A 16,106-nucleotide genomic window follows, 5' to 3' on the forward strand; every position below is an offset into this window, starting at 1 on the left:
TCAGCCGCGATGCTCTTGAAAAGCATCGCGGCTGAAGCCGCTCCCACAGGGGCTACGATGCTTTTACCGCTAAGCCAAACTCCTGGCTCGCATCCTGCAACCACAGCCAGAAGTAGTCGCTGAAGCTGCGGCGTACCAGCAGTTCCCAGGTGTTTTCGGCGGTGTGGCGGATCACCAGTTGCGACTTGGCGAAGGTGGTGCCCACGGCTTTGCCCACCGGGAAGTTGTTGGGGTGCACGTCGAAGCTGGTGGATTTTTTCAGCAGCTCGCGTACGTGGGTGCCGGTCAGTTCCAGAACGGTCTGGCCGCCGCTGACGTTGACGATTTGTATGTGCTGGCCGTCCAGCGCTTCACGCAGTTTTTTCTCGGCGTCGAACTCGGTGCCGCCTGGCACGATGAGCAGCCATTCATCCGGGCCCATCCATTGCAGCGAGGTTTCGCCCGCGCTGATTACCGCCAGCGCGCCGGGTAGTTCCAGGCCGGTGGCTTTGTGTACGGCGCCAGCAAACGCGGCGTCGTGGCCGTCGCCGCGGAGGGTCAGGTGGCCGAGCAGTTTGCGCTCGCGCAGCTGAATGCCGGCGCTGGCTTTGCCTTTGCCGGCGGCGTCCGCCAGGCCGGCATGGTGCAACGGCGATTCGGCTTTGCCAGCTTCGGGGCGCTGCTGGTACACGTTGATAGCTGTCATACAGACCTCGCGAATAAAACGTCCGGCATTGCGTTAAGGGTGTGATTCAGGGAGTCAAACATTCTGTTGCTCCCCTTTCGGATCGAAGAACACCGAGCTGCAAATTTCCGCTTCCACGAAACGGCCATCGGCCAACGGCGCCCACACCTTCTCGCCCATGCGTTTCAGGCCGCCTTTGACCATCGCCAGGGCAAAGCTGTAGCCCAGGCTGGCGCTGTAGTAGCTGGAGGTGACGTGGCCAACCATGGCCATGGGAATCTGCTGTTTGGTGTCGAACACCAGTTGCGCGCCTTCGGGCAGCACGAACTTCGGGTCTACCGGTTTCAGGCCAACCAGCTGTTTGCGGTTTTCGCGCACGCAGTCTTCGCGGTTCATGCCGCGCCAGCCGATCCAGGAGAACGGTTTGGTACGGCCCACGCACCAGCCCATGTTGAGGTCGTCCGGGGTGACCGAGCCGTCGGTGTCCTGGCCGACGATGATGAAGCCCTTCTCGGCCCGCAATACGTGCATGGTTTCGGTGCCGTACGGGGTCAGGTTGTACTGCTTGCCGGCGGCGACGATTTTTTCCAGCACGCCCATGGCGTAGTCGGCCTGCACGTTGATTTCGTACGACAGCTCACCGGTAAACGAGATACGGAACACCCGCGCCGGCACGCCGCCGACCAGGCCTTCTTTCCACGTCATGAACGGGAAGCCGTCGCGGTCCAGGTCGATGTCCGTTACTTCGCTGAGCAGCTTGCGGCTGTTGGGGCCGGACAAGGTCATGGTGGCCCAGTGGTCGGTCACGGAGGTGAAGTACACCTTGAGGTCCGGCCACTCGGTCTGGTGGTAAATCTCCAGCCACTGCATCACGCGGGCAGCGCCGCCGGTGGTGGTGGTCATCAGGAAATGGTTGTCGGCCAGGCACGCAGTCACGCCGTCGTCGAAGACCATGCCGTCTTCTTTGCACATCAGGCCGTAGCGGGCTTTGCCCACATCGAGCTTGGTCCAGGCGTTGGTGTACACGCGGTTGAGAAACTCACGGGCATCCGGGCCTTGAATGTCGATTTTGCCGAGGGTGGAGGCGTCCAGCAGGCCGACGCTGTCGCGCACGGCTTTGCATTCACGGGCGACGGCGGCGTGCAGGTCTTCACCGTTTTTTGGGAAGTACCAAGGCCGTTTCCACTGACCCACGTCTTCGAACTCTGCACCTTGTGCCAGGTGCCAGGCGTGCAGTGCGGTGTAGCGCACCGGGTCGAACAGCGCGCCGCAATTGCGCCCGGCTACCGAACCGAAGGTCACCGGTGTGTAGTTGGGGCGGAACATGGTGGTGCCCATCTGCGGGATGCTGATGCCCAGCGACCGCGCGGCAATCGCCAGCCCGTTGATGTTGCCGAGCTTGCCCTGATCGGTACCGAAGCCTAGGGCGGTGTAGCGCTTAACGTGCTCGACCGACTCGAAGCCTTCACGCGTGGCCAGTTCGATACCGGCGCTGGTGACGTCGTTTTGCAGGTCGACGAATTGTTTCGGGCCACGGGCGGTGGATTTTTCGTGGGGCACCTGGAACAAGGCGATGCTCGCCTCTTCACTGCGCGCGGCCACGTTTGGCACTTCACCGGTGACAGGTGCAAAACCGATTTCGCCAGCTGCTTTTACGCCCGCCTCGAAACCATCGGCCAGCACGTCGCCGAGTTGGAACACGCCGTTAACGGCACCGGCACACACGCGCTTCTGGAAACCTTCGCCGGGCACGAAGGCCAGCAGGTCTTCGCGCCAGGTCGGCTTGCCGCCCAAGTGCGAGGCCAGGTGAACGACTGGGCTGTAGCCGCCGGAGGTGGCCACGGTGTCGCAGTCCAGCCACTCGCCGGGGCTGGTGACTTTATGGGCAACCGGGTCGATGGCGGCGATACGCGCCGCACTCACGCGCTTGCTGCCACGGGTCTCGATCACGGCGCTGCCGGTGAGCACGCGCACGCCTTTGGCGCGGGCTTCTTCCACCCAGGCGCCGCGTGGGTTTGGGCGAGCGTCGGCGATGGCGACCACTTTCAGGCCGGCTTCGAGCCAGTCCAGCGCGACGCGGTAGGCGAAGTCGTTGGTGGTCGACAGCACCAGCTGTTTGCCCGGCGCCACGCCGTAACGGCGTACATACGTCGAGATGGCGCCCGCGAGCATGTTGCCCGGCACATCGTTATTGCCATACACCAGCGGCCGCTCATGGGCGCCGGTCGCCAGCACCACACGTTTGGCGCGCACGCGGTGCATGCGTTGACGCGTCTCACCCATGGGCGCGGTTTCGCCCAAGTGGTCGAAACGGCGCTCGTGAATGGTGAGGAAGTTATGGTCGTGGTAGCCGTTCACGGTGGCGCGCGGCAACAGCAGCACTTCGGGCATGGCTTTCAATTCGGCCACGGCTTTGGCCACCCAGTCGGCAGCCGGACGGCCGTCGAGGCTTTCGCGGCTGTCGAGCAACTGCCCGCCGAACTCTTCCTGCTCATCGGCCAGAATCACCCGCGCACCGGCACGACCAGCCGCCAGCGCAGCGGCCAGACCGGCAGCGCCGCCGCCCACCACCAGCACGTCGCAGTGCTGGTTCATGTGGTCGTAGCGATCGGGATCATTTTCCTTCGGCGCACGGCCCAGGCCAGCGGCTTTGCGGATGTACTTCTCGTAGGTCATCCACATCGACTGCGGGTACATAAAGGTTTTGTAGTAAAAGCCGGGCGCCATCATGTCGCCGCCGACCTTGCCAAGAATGCCCATTACGTCGTTGTTCACGCTCGGCCAGCCGTTGGTGCTGGTGGCGACGAGGCCGCTGTACAGCGCCTGTTGTGTGGCACGCACGTTGGGGATTTGCGTGGCTTCGCGAGAGCCGATTTGCAGCACGGCGTTGGGCTCTTCAGCACCAGCGGCGACGATGCCGCGAGGGCGCGAATATTTGAAGCTGCGGCCGATGATGTCGACGCCATTGGCCAGCAACGCGGCGGCCAGGGTGTCACCGGCAAAGCCTTGGTAGGTGGTGCCGTTGAAGGTGAAGGTCAGCGGCTGGTTACGGTTGATCCGGCCACCGTTACTCAGGCGGTTAATCTGGCTCATGCCTGTTCTCCTGCGGCGCTGGCTTTCGGTTTGGCGGTCACCGACGGCTTCTCGCCAATTTTGTAGGTTTCGAAAATTTCGTAGCTGATGGTGTCGCGCGTCGCGTTGAAGTACTGGCGGCAACCGGCGGCGTGAATCCACAGCTCGTGGTGAATGCCACGGGGGTTGTCGCGGAAGAACAGGTAATCGCCCCACTCCTGGTCGGTGCAGGCGTTGGGGTCGAGCGGGCGCGGAATATGCGCCTGGCCGGCCGCGTGAAATTCCTCTTCAGCGCGTAGCTCGCCACAGTGAGGGCAGAAAATTTGCAGCATGGCCGTACCTCCAGAATTCGTGTTTTTCGCTCCCCTCTGCCCGCCTGCGGGAGAGGGGTTGGGGGTGAGGGTTTTTGCGTCGCCGCTAAAAGCCCCTCTCCCGCCCTTCGGGCACCCTCTCCCGCAAGCGGGCGAGGGGATTGTTCTGCTACCGCGTTCCCGCTTGGCTCCCCTCTGCCCGCCTGCGGGAGAGGGGCTGGGGGTGAGGGTTTTGCGTCGCCGCTAAAAGCCCCTCTCCCGCCCTTCGGGCACCCTCTCCCGCAAGCGGGCGAGGGGATTTTTCTGCTACCGCGTTCCCGCTTGGCTCCCCTCTGCCCGCTTGCGGGAGAGGGGCTGGGGGTGAGGGTTTTGCGTCGCCGCTAAAAGCCCCTCTCCCGCCCTTTGGGCACCCTCTCCCGTAAACGGGCGAGGGGATTGTTCTGCTACCGCGTTCCCGCTTGGCTCCCCTCTGCCCGCTTGCGGGAGAGGGGCTGGGGGTGAGGGTTTTGCGTCGCCGCTAACAGCCCCTCTCCCGCCCTTCGGGCACCCTCTCCCGTAAACGGGCGAGGGGATTGTTCTGCTACCGCGTTCCCGCTTGGCTCCCCTCTGCCCGCTTGCGGGAGAGGGGCTGGGGGTGAGGGTTTTTGCGTTCGCAGCTAAAAGCCCCTCTCCCGCCCTTTGGGCACCCTCTCCCGCAAGCGGGCGAGGGGAACGCCCCCTTGATTAGTGGGCTACCGCCGCTGCGCCGTGTTCGTCGATCAGGGCGCCGTTGTGGAAGCGGTCCATCGAGAACGGTTTGGCCAGCGGGTGCATCTCGCCAGTGGCCAGGCTGGCGGCAAATACGTGGCCTGACCCCGGTGTGGCTTTGAAGCCGCCGGTGCCCCAACCGCAGTTGAAAAACAGGTTGGGCACGGGGGTTTTGCTGATGATTGGGCAGGCGTCCGGCGAGGTATCCACAATGCCGCCCCACTGGCGGTTCATGCGCACGCGGCTGAGCACCGGGAACATTTCGACGATGGCTTGCAGGGTGTGTTCGATGGTCGGGTACGAGCCGCGTTGGCCATAGCCGACGTAGCCGTCAATGCCGGCACCGATCACTAGGTCGCCTTTGTCGGACTGGCTGATGTAGCCGTGCACGGCGTTGGACATGATCACGCTGTCGATAATCGGCTTGATCGGCTCCGACACCAGCGCTTGCAGCGGGTGAGATTCCAGCGGCAGACGAAAGCCGGCGAGTTTGGCCATGTGTCCGGAGTTACCCGCCGTGACCACGCCCACGCGCTTGCCGCCGATAAAGCCTTTACTGGTTTCAACGCCGATGACCACGCCGTTTTCCTTACGGAAACCGATCACTTCGGTTTGCTGAATCAGGTCCACGCCCAAGGCGTCGGCGGCACGGGCGTAGCCCCAGGCCACGGCGTCGTGACGGGCCACGCCGCCGCGCCGTTGCACGGTGGCGCCCATCACCGGGTAGCGGGTGTTTTTCGAGCAATCGAGGTACGGAATTTCAGCGGCCGTTTGCTTGGCATCCAGCAATTCACCGTCAATACCGTTGAGGCGGTTGGCGCTCACGCGGCGCTCGGAGTCGCGCATGTCTTGCAGGGTGTGGCACAGGTTGTAAACGCCTCGGGGCGAGAACATCACGTTGTAGTTGATGTCTTGCGACAGGCCTTCCCACAGCTTCATGGCGTGTTCGTACAGGTGCGCTGACTCATCCCACAGGTAGTTGGAACGCACGATGGTGGTGTTGCGCGCGGTGTTGCCGCCGCCCAGCCAACCCTTTTCGACCACCGCGACATTGGTGATGCCATGCACTTTGGCCAGGTAGTAAGCCGTGGCCAGACCGTGGCCGCCACCGCCGACGATGATCACGTCGTACACCGGTTTCGGTGTGGGGTTGCGCCACATGCGCTGCCAGTTTTCGTTGTGGCTGAGCGAGTGCTTGAACAGGCCGAAGCCGGAATAACGTTGCATCAGAGGTGCTCCTCGCTGCGTCCCTCGCCGACCGCTGGCGAGGGTTGGTAAATCAGTCGGGTGAAATCACTTGTAGACCGGGAAATCCGCGCACAGGGCAGCGGCTTGCTTGGCCACCTGCGCCTCGACATCGGCATCGCCGAGGTGGTCGAGGATGTCGCAAATCCAGCCGGCCAATTCCACGCTCTGCGCCACTTTGAAGCCGCGTGTGGTGATCGCTGGCGTGCCGATGCGCAGGCCCGAGGTCACGAACGGCGACTGCGGGTCATTCGGCACGGCGTTCTTGTTCACGGTGATGCCGGCACGGCCGAGGGCGGCGTCGGCGTCTTTGCCGGTGAGGCCCTGGCGAATCAGGCTGACGAGGAACAGGTGGTTGTCGGTACCGCCGGACACCACGTCGTAGCCGCGCTCGATAAACACCTTGGCCATGGCCTGAGCGTTATCGATCACTTGCTGCTGATACGACTTGAAGCCAGGCTCCAGCGCTTCCTTGAAGCACACGGCCTTGGCGGCGATCACGTGCATCAGCGGGCCGCCCTGGCCGCCGGGGAATACGGCAGCCTGGAATTTCTTCTCCAGGTCCGGGTTGGCCTTGGCCAGAATCAGACCGCCACGCGGGCCGCGCAGGGTTTTGTGGGTGGTGGTGGTCACCACGTCGGCGTAGGGCAGCGGGTTGGGGTACAAACCAGCGGCCACCAGACCGGCCACGTGGGCCATGTCGACAAAAAAGTACGCGCCCACTTTGTCGGCGATTTCGCGGAAGCGCGGAAAATCGAGGGTTTTCGAATAGGCCGAGAAGCCGGCGATGATCATCTTCGGCTTGTGCTCAACGGCCAGGCGCTCGACTTCGTCGTAATCGATCAGGCCGGTGTCGGTGTTGATGCCGTACTGCACCGCGTTATAGAGCTTGCCGGAGAAGCTCACCTTGGCGCCGTGGGTCAGGTGGCCGCCGTGGGCCAGGCTCATGCCCAACACCGTGTCGCCTGCTTGCAGCAGGGCGAGGTAAACCGCGGCGTTGGCCTGGCTGCCCGAGTGCGGTTGCACGTTGGCGTAGTCGGCGCCGAACAATTCCTTGGCGCGGTCGATGGCCAATTGCTCGACCTTGTCCACATGCTCGCAGCCGCCGTAGTAACGCTTGCCCGGATAACCTTCGGCGTACTTGTTGGTCAGGCCGCTGCCCTGAGCTTGCATCACGCGTTTGCTGGTGTAGTTCTCCGAGGCGATCAGCTCGATGTGGTGCTCCTGACGGGCTTCTTCGGCATCCATGGCTGCCAGCAGTGCATCGTCATAGCCTTTGATCTGGTCGTTTTTGCTGAACATCTCGGTCTCCAGCGACAGCGGCTGCCGCATCATTGTTATGGGCGCCCACTCCGGCAGGCGGAGCGGTAGTGCGTGTAGCGATTCTGCGAAATCGCCAGCACAGCCATATGCCTGTTTGCGACGTCAAAATGCTCAAACTGACCAAGCCGGCAAACGACCCATTGCGGCTAAAGCCGCTCCCACAATGAAATACGTTCCACTGTAGGAGAGGCTTCAGCCTCGATGCTCTTTGAACGACACAAAAGACCGACCCGCGCTAAAGTGTTGCCCATCGCCGCCCCAGGAAATCCGCCATGACCGACACCACCCAACAATTCGCCAGCGACAACTATTCCGGCATTTGCCCGGAAGCCTGGGCCGCCATGGCGCAGGCCAACCACGGCCACGACCGTGCCTATGGCGATGACCAATGGACGGCCCGCGCCTCGGATCACTTTCGCCGGTTGTTCGAAACCGACTGCGAGGTGTACTTCGCCTTCAACGGCACCGCCGCCAACTCGCTGGCGTTGTCGCAGTTGTGCCAGAGCTACCACAGCGTGATCTGCTCGGAGACCGCCCACGTTGAAACCGACGAATGCGGCGCGCCGGAATTTTTCTCCAACGGCTCGAAACTGCTCACCGCCCGCACCGAAAACGGCAAGCTGACGCCCGCGACCATTCGCGAAATCGCGCTTAAGCGCCAAGACATCCACTACCCCAAGCCGCGCGTGGTCACCCTCACCCAAGCCACCGAAATCGGCAGCGTGTACCGCCCCGAAGAACTCAAAGCCATCAGCGCCACGTGCCGCGAGCTGGGCCTGAACCTGCACATGGACGGCGCCCGCTTCGCCAACGCCTGCGCCTTTCTCGACTGCTCGCCTGCCGAGTTGACCTGGAAAGCCGGCATCGACGTGCTGTGCTTTGGCGGCACCAAAAACGGCATGGCCGTGGGCGAGGCGATTCTGTTCTTCAACAAACAACTGGCCGAAGACTTCGACTACCGCTGCAAACAGGCCGGCCAACTGGCCTCGAAAATGCGCTTTCTTTCCGCGCCGTGGGTCGGCCTGCTGGAAAACGACGCGTGGATGAAATACGCCCGCCACGCCAACAGCTGCGCACGCCTGCTGGCCGAGCTGGTCAGCGACATTCCGGGCGTGAGCCTGATGTTCCCCGTGGAAGCCAACGGCGTGTTCCTGCAACTCTCGGAACCGGCCATCGAAGCCCTGCGCGCGCGGGACTGGCGCTTCTACACCTTCATCGGCGCCGGCGGCGCGCGGTTTATGTGCTCGTGGGACACCGAAGAAGAACGCGTACGCGAATTGGCGGCGGATATTCGCTTGGTGATGCAGGCTTAAAGGCCACCCGCAAAAACCGCGAGATTTACCACACGCGCAACAAAAACCTCCGTCATCCCCGCGCAGGCGGGGATCCAGAATCCCGAGCCGAACACGTTCATGGACACCCGATCCATACAGTCCCTCCCCCGCCTGTTCCTCGAACTATTCCTCGAACTCGGCTGGATCGCCCTCATCATCCTCATCCCCGTATTCGCCCCACTCGCCCTGGGGCTTCTCGGCTGGATGGCCTATCTGCCCATCGCCTGGCTAACCAACCGCATCCGCGGCGGCGTGCCCTACCGCCTCCAGCAATTCAACTTCTTCTGGACCCTCGGCCTGGCCATCGGCATCGGCCGCGCCATCCCCACGTTTTGGATAGCCTTTTGCGCCGGCGTGCTGGTGATCTTTGGCGGCATTCTGCTCATCAGCCACCTGGAAAAACGCCTCGGTCTGAACCTGGAAAAGCAGGTCGAACGCGAGAGCGACGCCGACCTGATGCCACTGCCCGCCCCCTACAGCGCTCGCGGTGCCAGCGCCTGGGGCGGGGGCGAACCGCGCCTGACACCCGAAGGCGAGCCCGTGCGGCTGCTGGGCGAAAGCGAAATCGCCATGGGCGGGCCGGTGGTGTGCGACTACCTGCTGCCCGACGGCAGCGTGATCTTCAGCGCCAGCCCATCGGCGCAGTTCTCCAGCGACGGCCGCTACTTCGTGTCGCCGGCACCGAGCCGCAACGAATGGAGCCTGCTGATCTACGACCGCCAACAGCGCGTGCTGCACCACTGTGGCGTCAGCCTGTTCTGGGAACTGGACCACGTCAGCAGCACCGAGGTGATCGGCCGCGTCAGCCCGCTGACCTCCGACGCGCCCTACCGCGCCAACATTGACGAGCTGATAGCCGGCGCGAACCGGGTCGAAACCTTCGTCAGCATCCAGGACCTGTGGCTGCCCGACAGCTACTGGCAGTACCTGCAAACCGACCACCAGAACCGCACACTGCCCTCGCCGCCTCAGGCGCCGACGCTTGAACTGCGCATCTGTTTGCCCGAGCGCCTGATGGACCTGGGCGACCCCTTGGAACCGCTGCGCAACCCGCTGGGCGAACTGATACTCGACGGCCAGGCCACCGGCCTGATGCTGATGCAACCCGACCCGAGCATAGTCTTCAGCCAAGACGGCCAGACCTTCGTCTGCGCCGCCAGCCGCGACGACGTCAGCGGTTTCTGGCTGTGGCAACGCAGCAGCGGCTGGCGCCTGATGAGCAACACCTGGCAGCCCAAAGAACGTGAACCGCTGTGCAGCTCACCGAACTTTATCGGCCTGGAAACCGACCACCTGCGCCTGCGCATGAACTGGGCACAACCGTGCCTGGAATACCGCGACCACGGCCCCGTGACCTCGTACACCCACGGCCAAATCGAACTAGTGACCGGCCAAACCCGTCGCGGCAAACCGACACTGGGCTACGCCGAAATGCCCGAAGTCGACCTACTGCTACCCCTCAACGACGCCCCGCTACTCCTACAAAGCGCCCCGCTTAAAAGCGGTGAACGCCTAAGCTGGCAAGCCCTGCGCGACAGCCGCGATGGCGACTTGCGCGCTTACCGATGCAGCATCGGTGACTGGCAGTTGCCGGGCGAATGGGCGCTCGACCATCGCGTGTCCGACTGCGGCCACTTTATCGCCCTGATCGCCTTCGCCGAAGCGCCCGCCGTCCTGCACCGCATCGCCATTGCCGAGCCACGCAGCGAGACGCTGCACTGGCTGGAAGACGATGTGCTCGACGCGCACTTCCAAGGATTTATCGACGGCCAACTGCACCTGCTGCGTTTGCTTGGGCGCAATCGGTACGTGCCGATTACCGGGCCCGGGCAGGGAAACCCCGAGCGCGAAAGCCGGTTTACCGAGGCGGCGCCAGCGGCGGACAAAGCACATGAATTTGCCCAGCGGGACGGCAAGTGGCGATTGTTTTACCGGCAGCAGGTTGCGGTGGTTGAGGCAGGGGTTTGGCGATTGCAGGTGTTGCCTGAAGTGAATGTTCCAGGATGAACAAACCGTACGTGTGACGCGCCATTTTCGTTTCCAGGAATCGCGGCTAAAGCCGCTCCCACAGACGACGCACAACCTGTGGGAGCGGCTTCAGCCGCGATGGTTTTGATCTGTTTGTGATCTACGCGTTTGATCTTGATCTGGCTTGTGATCTACCCGCCCCGTTCATCGCAGGCCGAATGGAGGCGACGTGGAGGGGGTTGAGCGGCCGGGAGCCGCGAGAGGCGTGTCGGGCCATGGATGGCCCGTCTCGCCGTGCCTCCGGAATGGCGGTGGAATGAGGGGACCTGGAGCGAAGCGGAAGGCCAAGGTAGGAGCTAGACCTTTTGGTTACTTTTAGGGCAATGCTAAAAGTGACTCGCGCGTAAGGCGCGAAACAAAAACGTTCAGCACACGCGGTAATGAATACCTACGCCGATCTATCGTGTACGGCTTGAAATTCTGGATCCCCGCGTTCGCGAGGATGACGGAGGTTTTGATAACGGGCGCGGTAGAAAAGCTCGCGCGTAAGGCGCGAAACAGATCTCCGCGCAGACGCGCTAATGAAGGTTTTTCGCCGATCGAAAGCAGCCCGGCTAAGCCGGGCTTCGCTTAATAATCAATCACCACATCCCCCTTCGGCACACTGCAGCACGAAAGAATGTACCCCTCCGCCACATCCTCATCCGTAATCCCCCCGTTGTGCTCCATCTCCACCTCACCGGAAGTCTTCATCACCTTGCACGTCCCACAAATCCCCATCCCGCAAGCCTTGGGAATGTGCAGCCCCAGCTTCGCCGCCGCAGCATGCACGGTCTCACCAGGCGCCACGCGGATGCTCTTGCCGGTGGTGGTGAATTCCACCTGATTGAGATCAGCCGCGTCCGGCGCCGGCGCTTCGGCGGCTTGTTCGGCATTAACAATGGCTTCGGCTTTGTCTTCGGCCGGCGTCGCGCCGAACGATTCTTCGTGATAGCGCTGCATATCGAAACCGTTGGCTTCGAGCAGGCGTTTCACGGCGTTCATGTAAGGCGTCGGGCCGCAGCAGAAGATTTCACGATCACGAAAGTCCGGGGCGATCAGTTCCAGCATCGGTTGGTTTAGGTAGCCGCGATAGCCGGCCCACGGCTCACCTTCGCCGTGCTTTTCACAAATGATGTGCAAACCGAAATTACGCACACGCGAGGCCATGTGGTCGAGCTCGCGGCGATAGATGACGTCGCGCGGCGAGCGGGCGCTGTGGACGAAGACCATGTCGACATTGGCGTTGGTGTCGAAGAACCAGCGCGCCATCGACATCACCGGGGTAATGCCCACGCCGCCGCTGAGGTAGAGCACTTTGTCGGTGGGGTAATCCATGGCGTTGAACAGGCCAACCGGGCCGTGCACCGGCAGCTCGTCGCCTTCTTTCAGGTTGTCGTGCAGCCAGTTCGACACCTTGCCGCCCGGCACGCGCTTGATGGTCAGCGAGAAGCTGTACGGCACCGATGGCGAGCTGGAGATGGTGTACGAACGCATGATCGGCTGGCCGTCGATTTCAAGTTCCAGGGTGACGAACTGCCCCGGCTTGAAGAAGAACATGATCGGCTGGTCGGCCATAAAGCAGAAGGTGCGCACGTCCCAGGTTTCCTGGATCACTTTGACGCAACGCACCAGATGGCGGCCGTTGGCCCAGGTCTGGGTGTTGACCGGATTGAGGAAAGTGTTGGACATGTTCGCTCCCGCTGACGCTTAGGGTTGCCTGGGTCTTGTGCCCGGGACTATGGCGCCGATTGTGGGCATGCGCCTAGTGGCTCACTTACCTATCTGCGACATCGGCATGCTCACCGCGACCAGCCCCCAACCATCGGGGCTGGCGCGTCGGAAACGGATTCGGCCGTGTCGTCCATGGATAAGGCCATCAACGCGCCCGACTCCACACTCCACCTCAATCTAGAGCGCGTCACACAAGCGCCTTGCGTGAACACCAACCGCCAATTTTCGCTGCGCGCACACCGCGATCAGCCATGAGGACAGAGCCATGGATACCACCACCCTGAGTTTGGGCGACCCGCTGGAGCCGGCACGCAAGGCCACCGCCGAAATGCTGCAAAACCGCGAGCGCACCTATTCGCTGCCGCAGCCGTTTTACAGCGACGAGCGCCTGTTCGATATCGACATGCAGGAGATTTTCCACAAGGAATGGTTGATCGCCGGCATGACCTGCGAGATCCCGGCCAAGGGCAATTACCTGACTTTCCAATTGGGCAAAAACCCGATCGTGGTGATTCGCGGCGCCGACGGCGTGGTCAATGCGTTCCACAACGTATGCCGCCACCGTGGCTCGCGCCTGTGTACCGGCGAGAAAGGCAAAGTCGCCAAGCTGGTGTGCCCGTACCACCAGTGGACCTACGAACTCGACGGCCGCCTGCTGTATGCGGGCACCGAAATGGGCGACGACTTCGACATGAAGAAATTCGGCCTCAAGCCGGTGCATGTGAAAGTCGCGGGCGGCTACATCTTCGTGTCGCTGGCCGAGAACCCGCCGGCCATTGATGAATTCCTTTCCACCCTGGCTCATTACATGGAGCCCTACGACATGGAGAACACCAAGGTGGCGGTGCAAACCACCTTGATGGAAAAAGCCAACTGGAAGCTGGTGATCGAAAACAACCGCGAGTGCTACCACTGCAACGGCTCGCACCCTGAGCTGCTGAAAACCTTGCTGGAATGGGACGACGTCACCGACCCGCGCGCCGACCAGGCCTTCAAAGACCACGTCGCCGCTTCCGCTGCCGCCTGGGACGCCGAAAAAATTCCATACGCCCACGCCAGCTTCGGCCTGCGTAACCGCATCGTGCGGATGCCGCTGCTCAAGGGCACCGTGTCGATGACCCTGGACGGCAAACAAGGCTGCAACAAATTGATGGGCCGCATCAAAAACCCCGACCTGGGCTCCATGCGCATCCTGCATTTGCCGCACTCGTGGAACCACTGCATGGGCGACCACATCATCGTGTTTACCGTGTGGCCGATCAGCGCCCAGGAAACCATGGTCACCACCAAATGGATCGTGCACAAAGACGCCGTTGAAGGCGTGGACTACGACCCGGTGCGCATGCGCCAAGTGTGGGACGCCACCAACGACCAGGACCGTCGCCTGGCCGAAGAAAACCAGCGCGGCATCAACTCCACCGCTTATCAGCCGGGGCCGTATTCGAAGACGTATGAATTTGGCGTGGTGAATTTTATCGACTGGTATAGCGAGCGGTTGCTGAGCAATTTGGGGGCTGCGCCGGCGCCGTATTTGTATGGGATCAAGACCCAGTAATACCCCTGGCGACGGTATCTCTCGGGTTCGAAATAGCGTGTTACCGGTAAACTCTGGATCCCCGCCTACGCGGGGATGACGGACGTCTCGACAAATACCACCGTCATTCCCGCGCAGTTTTTGCGTCTGCAGGAGCGAGCTTGCTCGCAAAGCGATCTCCAACCGAAGTGCGCAAACGATCAACAGCTTCGCGAGCAAGCTCGCTCCTACAAGGTCCCTGCGGTACGGCTCAAAAAAATCGCGGCTAAAGCCGCTCCCACAGGTTTTGCAATTTCTGTGGGAGCGGCTTTAGCCGCGATGCTTGTCGCCTTAACGCCGATTCACACCCTGAACTTCGCCACCATCCCATTCAACCCCACCGCCAACCGCGACAGCTCATGACTGGCCGCCGCCGTTTGATTCGCCCCCGCTGAGGACTGCAACGACAAATCGCGAATGTTGGTCAGGTTGCGGTCAACTTCCCGCGCCACCTGCGCTTGTTCTTCCGAGGCGCTGGCGATTACCAGGTTGCGTTCGTTGATGGCCGAAATGGCCACGGCGATTTCGTCCAACGCGCTACCGGCTCCGCGCGCTACATCGAGCGTGCTGCGCGCGCGCTGGTTGCTGTTCTGCATGGCATTAACGGCCTGATCGGCGCCGTTGCGAATGCCGCCAACCATTTGTTCGATTTCCTGGGTGGACTGTTGCGTGCGGTGCGCCAAGGCGCGCACTTCATCGGCCACCACGGCAAAGCCACGCCCGGCTTCACCGGCGCGCGCGGCTTCAATGGCGGCGTTCAGGGCCAGCAGGTTGGTCTGCTCGGCAATAGAGCGGATCACGTCGAGCACCTGGCTGATGTCGCGCACCTTGCCTGCCAATTGCAGTACCTGGTCGGCGGAGGTGGTGACATCGTCGGCCAGGCTGGAAATCGAGTTCACCGTTTCCAGCACCTGCTCGCGACCACGCTGGGTGGTGCGGTCGGATTCGCGCGAGGCTTCGGAGGTAATAACGGCGTTGCGCGCGACTTCTTCCACGGCCGTGGTCATCTCGTTGACGGCAGTGGCGGCTTGTTCAATTTCGTCGTTTTGCTGATGCAGGCCGCGCGTGGAATTCTCAGTCACAGCGCTCAGTTCTTCGGAAGCAGAAGCCAGCTGGCTGGATGAGTCGGCGATGCCCTGAATGGTGTTGCGCAGGTTTTGCTGCATGGTGCGCAAGGCGCCGAGCAGGCGGGCGGGTTCGTCCGAACCTTCCACCTCGATGCGCTCGGTGAGGTCGCCACCCGCCACGGTTTCCGCCACACCCAAGGCGCGGGTCAACGGCTGAACGATGCTGCGCGTCAGAAGCATCGCCAGCACGACGGTGGCCAGAGCGGCAAAGACCAGGGTGATAATGACCCACGTGCGTGCGCTGGAAAATGTGGCGCTGGCTTCGTCCGCGGCTTTGTTGGCGCCTTGGGTGTTGTATTCGCCAAGGGCGCGCAGGGCTTTGGCCATGGCGTCGCCTTGCACGCTCATTTCGCCGCTGACGATGCGCACCGCGTCGTCAATATTGTTCTGCCGCGACAATTCCACCACCCGGCCTTGCTCACGCAAATAACCGCTCTGCGCCGTTCTGAACGTTTCATACAAACCCTGCTCATCGCCGCCATCGAGCAAGGCTTCATAGCGCGCCTGCGCGGCGAGCATGTCGGTTTTCATCTGCTCGGCACGGGCTTCGTTGTCTTTGATTGCCTGAGGATCGCGCACCAGCAGCATCCGCAAGGTCAGGGTTCGCAAGCGCAAGGCGCTTTCGCTCATGGTGTTCAGCGCCAGCACGCTCGGCAGCCAGGACTGGTCCACTTCCGCAGACTGCTCACGCATGCTGCTCATTTGCAGCAAGGCAAAGCCGCCAAGAAAGAACATCACCAGAGCGATGAGGCCAAAGGAGAGTGAAGCGCGGGGGGTTATGTTCATCGAGCGAAGCGTCATAAAAAGCATCCTTCAGGTACCAGAAACAAAAGCGATAAGCCCTGTTTACCAACTAGCCGAGTATCGGCAGCGCATCTAATAGCCTTAAGCGGAGCGGCCCAAAAAAAAAAGCCCAAGTCATTGAAGAACTTGGGCTTTTTCTGATCCTGCCAACCGTAACCATTTGTA

General features: G+C 62.1%; 10 protein-coding genes. 3 read left to right on the forward strand and 7 right to left on the reverse strand.

Annotated features, from left to right (window positions below):
- Positions 1-52 precede the first annotated feature (52 nt).
- The 5 genes from ACZZZU_RS13125 to glyA form a co-directional block, all read right to left on the reverse strand.
- A complete protein-coding gene (locus ACZZZU_RS13125) occupies positions 53-685 on the reverse strand; it encodes a sarcosine oxidase subunit gamma (protein WP_463550844.1) in 633 nt (210 codons plus the stop codon).
- A 54-nt stretch (positions 686-739) separates the two neighbouring features.
- Positions 740-3,757, reverse strand: coding sequence for a sarcosine oxidase subunit alpha (locus tag ACZZZU_RS13130; RefSeq protein ID WP_463550845.1), 3,018 nt, complete (start codon positions 3,755-3,757; stop codon positions 740-742).
- The gene (locus ACZZZU_RS13135; protein WP_122492052.1) at positions 3,754-4,068 is read right to left on the reverse strand and encodes a sarcosine oxidase subunit delta; all 315 of its coding nucleotides are present in this window, start codon (positions 4,066-4,068) and stop codon (positions 3,754-3,756) included. The genes ACZZZU_RS13130 and ACZZZU_RS13135 overlap by 4 nt, the downstream gene beginning before the upstream one ends.
- Before the next feature lie 702 nt (positions 4,069-4,770).
- Entirely contained in the window at positions 4,771-6,021 is a 1,251-nt protein-coding gene (locus tag ACZZZU_RS13140) for a sarcosine oxidase subunit beta family protein (RefSeq protein ID WP_122451680.1), read from the reverse strand.
- Between the two features lie 66 nt (positions 6,022-6,087).
- Positions 6,088-7,341, reverse strand: coding sequence for a serine hydroxymethyltransferase (glyA, locus tag ACZZZU_RS13145; RefSeq protein WP_463550846.1), 1,254 nt, complete (start codon positions 7,339-7,341; stop codon positions 6,088-6,090).
- Positions 7,342-7,634: 293 nt separating this feature from the next.
- Here glyA and ACZZZU_RS13150 point away from each other — a divergent pair, with 293 nt between their 5' ends.
- Positions 7,635-8,675 carry a threonine aldolase family protein gene (locus tag ACZZZU_RS13150; protein ID WP_122492054.1) on the forward strand — a complete coding sequence of 347 codons (1,041 nt, stop codon included), beginning with the start codon at positions 7,635-7,637 and terminating at the stop codon, positions 8,673-8,675.
- A gap of 99 nt (positions 8,676-8,774) precedes the next feature.
- Entirely contained in the window at positions 8,775-10,703 is a 1,929-nt protein-coding gene (locus ACZZZU_RS13155; protein ID WP_463550847.1) for a ferredoxin, read from the forward strand.
- Between the two features lie 591 nt (positions 10,704-11,294).
- Here ACZZZU_RS13155 and gbcB read toward each other — a convergent pair.
- A complete protein-coding gene (gbcB, locus tag ACZZZU_RS13160; protein WP_463550848.1) occupies positions 11,295-12,395 on the reverse strand; it encodes a glycine-betaine demethylase subunit GbcB in 1,101 nt (366 codons plus the stop codon).
- A 307-nt stretch (positions 12,396-12,702) separates the two neighbouring features.
- Here gbcB and gbcA point away from each other — a divergent pair, with 307 nt between their 5' ends.
- On the forward strand, positions 12,703-13,992 hold the full coding sequence (gene gbcA, locus ACZZZU_RS13165; protein ID WP_463384146.1) for a glycine-betaine demethylase subunit GbcA: 1,290 nt from the start codon (positions 12,703-12,705) through the stop codon (positions 13,990-13,992).
- A gap of 320 nt (positions 13,993-14,312) precedes the next feature.
- On the opposite strand, the gene ACZZZU_RS13170 is transcribed toward gbcA, so the two are convergent.
- Positions 14,313-15,938 (reverse strand): methyl-accepting chemotaxis protein, encoded by a 1,626-nt coding sequence (locus ACZZZU_RS13170; protein WP_463550849.1) that lies wholly within the window; start codon positions 15,936-15,938, stop codon positions 14,313-14,315.
- Between the last annotated feature and the right edge of the window lie 168 nt (positions 15,939-16,106).

This window comes from Pseudomonas sp. AC136 (genome assembly GCF_979258585.1).

Excerpts from the sequence above, each read along its gene's own strand:
- ACZZZU_RS13125 (WP_463550844.1), bottom strand. The coding sequence starts at position 685 with ATGACAGCTATCAACGTGTACCAGCAGCGCCCCGAAGCTGGCAAAGCC.
- ACZZZU_RS13130 (WP_463550845.1), bottom strand. The coding sequence starts at position 3,757 with ATGAGCCAGATTAACCGCCTGAGTAACGGTGGCCGGATCAACCGTAAC.
- ACZZZU_RS13135 (WP_122492052.1), bottom strand. The coding sequence starts at position 4,068 with ATGCTGCAAATTTTCTGCCCTCACTGTGGCGAGCTACGCGCTGAAGAG.
- ACZZZU_RS13140 (WP_122451680.1), bottom strand. The coding sequence starts at position 6,021 with ATGCAACGTTATTCCGGCTTCGGCCTGTTCAAGCACTCGCTCAGCCAC.
- glyA (WP_463550846.1), bottom strand. The coding sequence starts at position 7,341 with ATGTTCAGCAAAAACGACCAGATCAAAGGCTATGACGATGCACTGCTG.
- ACZZZU_RS13150 (WP_122492054.1), top strand. The coding sequence starts at position 7,635 with ATGACCGACACCACCCAACAATTCGCCAGCGACAACTATTCCGGCATT.
- ACZZZU_RS13155 (WP_463550847.1), top strand. The coding sequence starts at position 8,775 with ATGGACACCCGATCCATACAGTCCCTCCCCCGCCTGTTCCTCGAACTA.
- gbcB (WP_463550848.1), bottom strand. The coding sequence starts at position 12,395 with ATGTCCAACACTTTCCTCAATCCGGTCAACACCCAGACCTGGGCCAAC.
- gbcA (WP_463384146.1), top strand. The coding sequence starts at position 12,703 with ATGGATACCACCACCCTGAGTTTGGGCGACCCGCTGGAGCCGGCACGC.
- ACZZZU_RS13170 (WP_463550849.1), bottom strand. The coding sequence starts at position 15,938 with ATGACGCTTCGCTCGATGAACATAACCCCCCGCGCTTCACTCTCCTTT.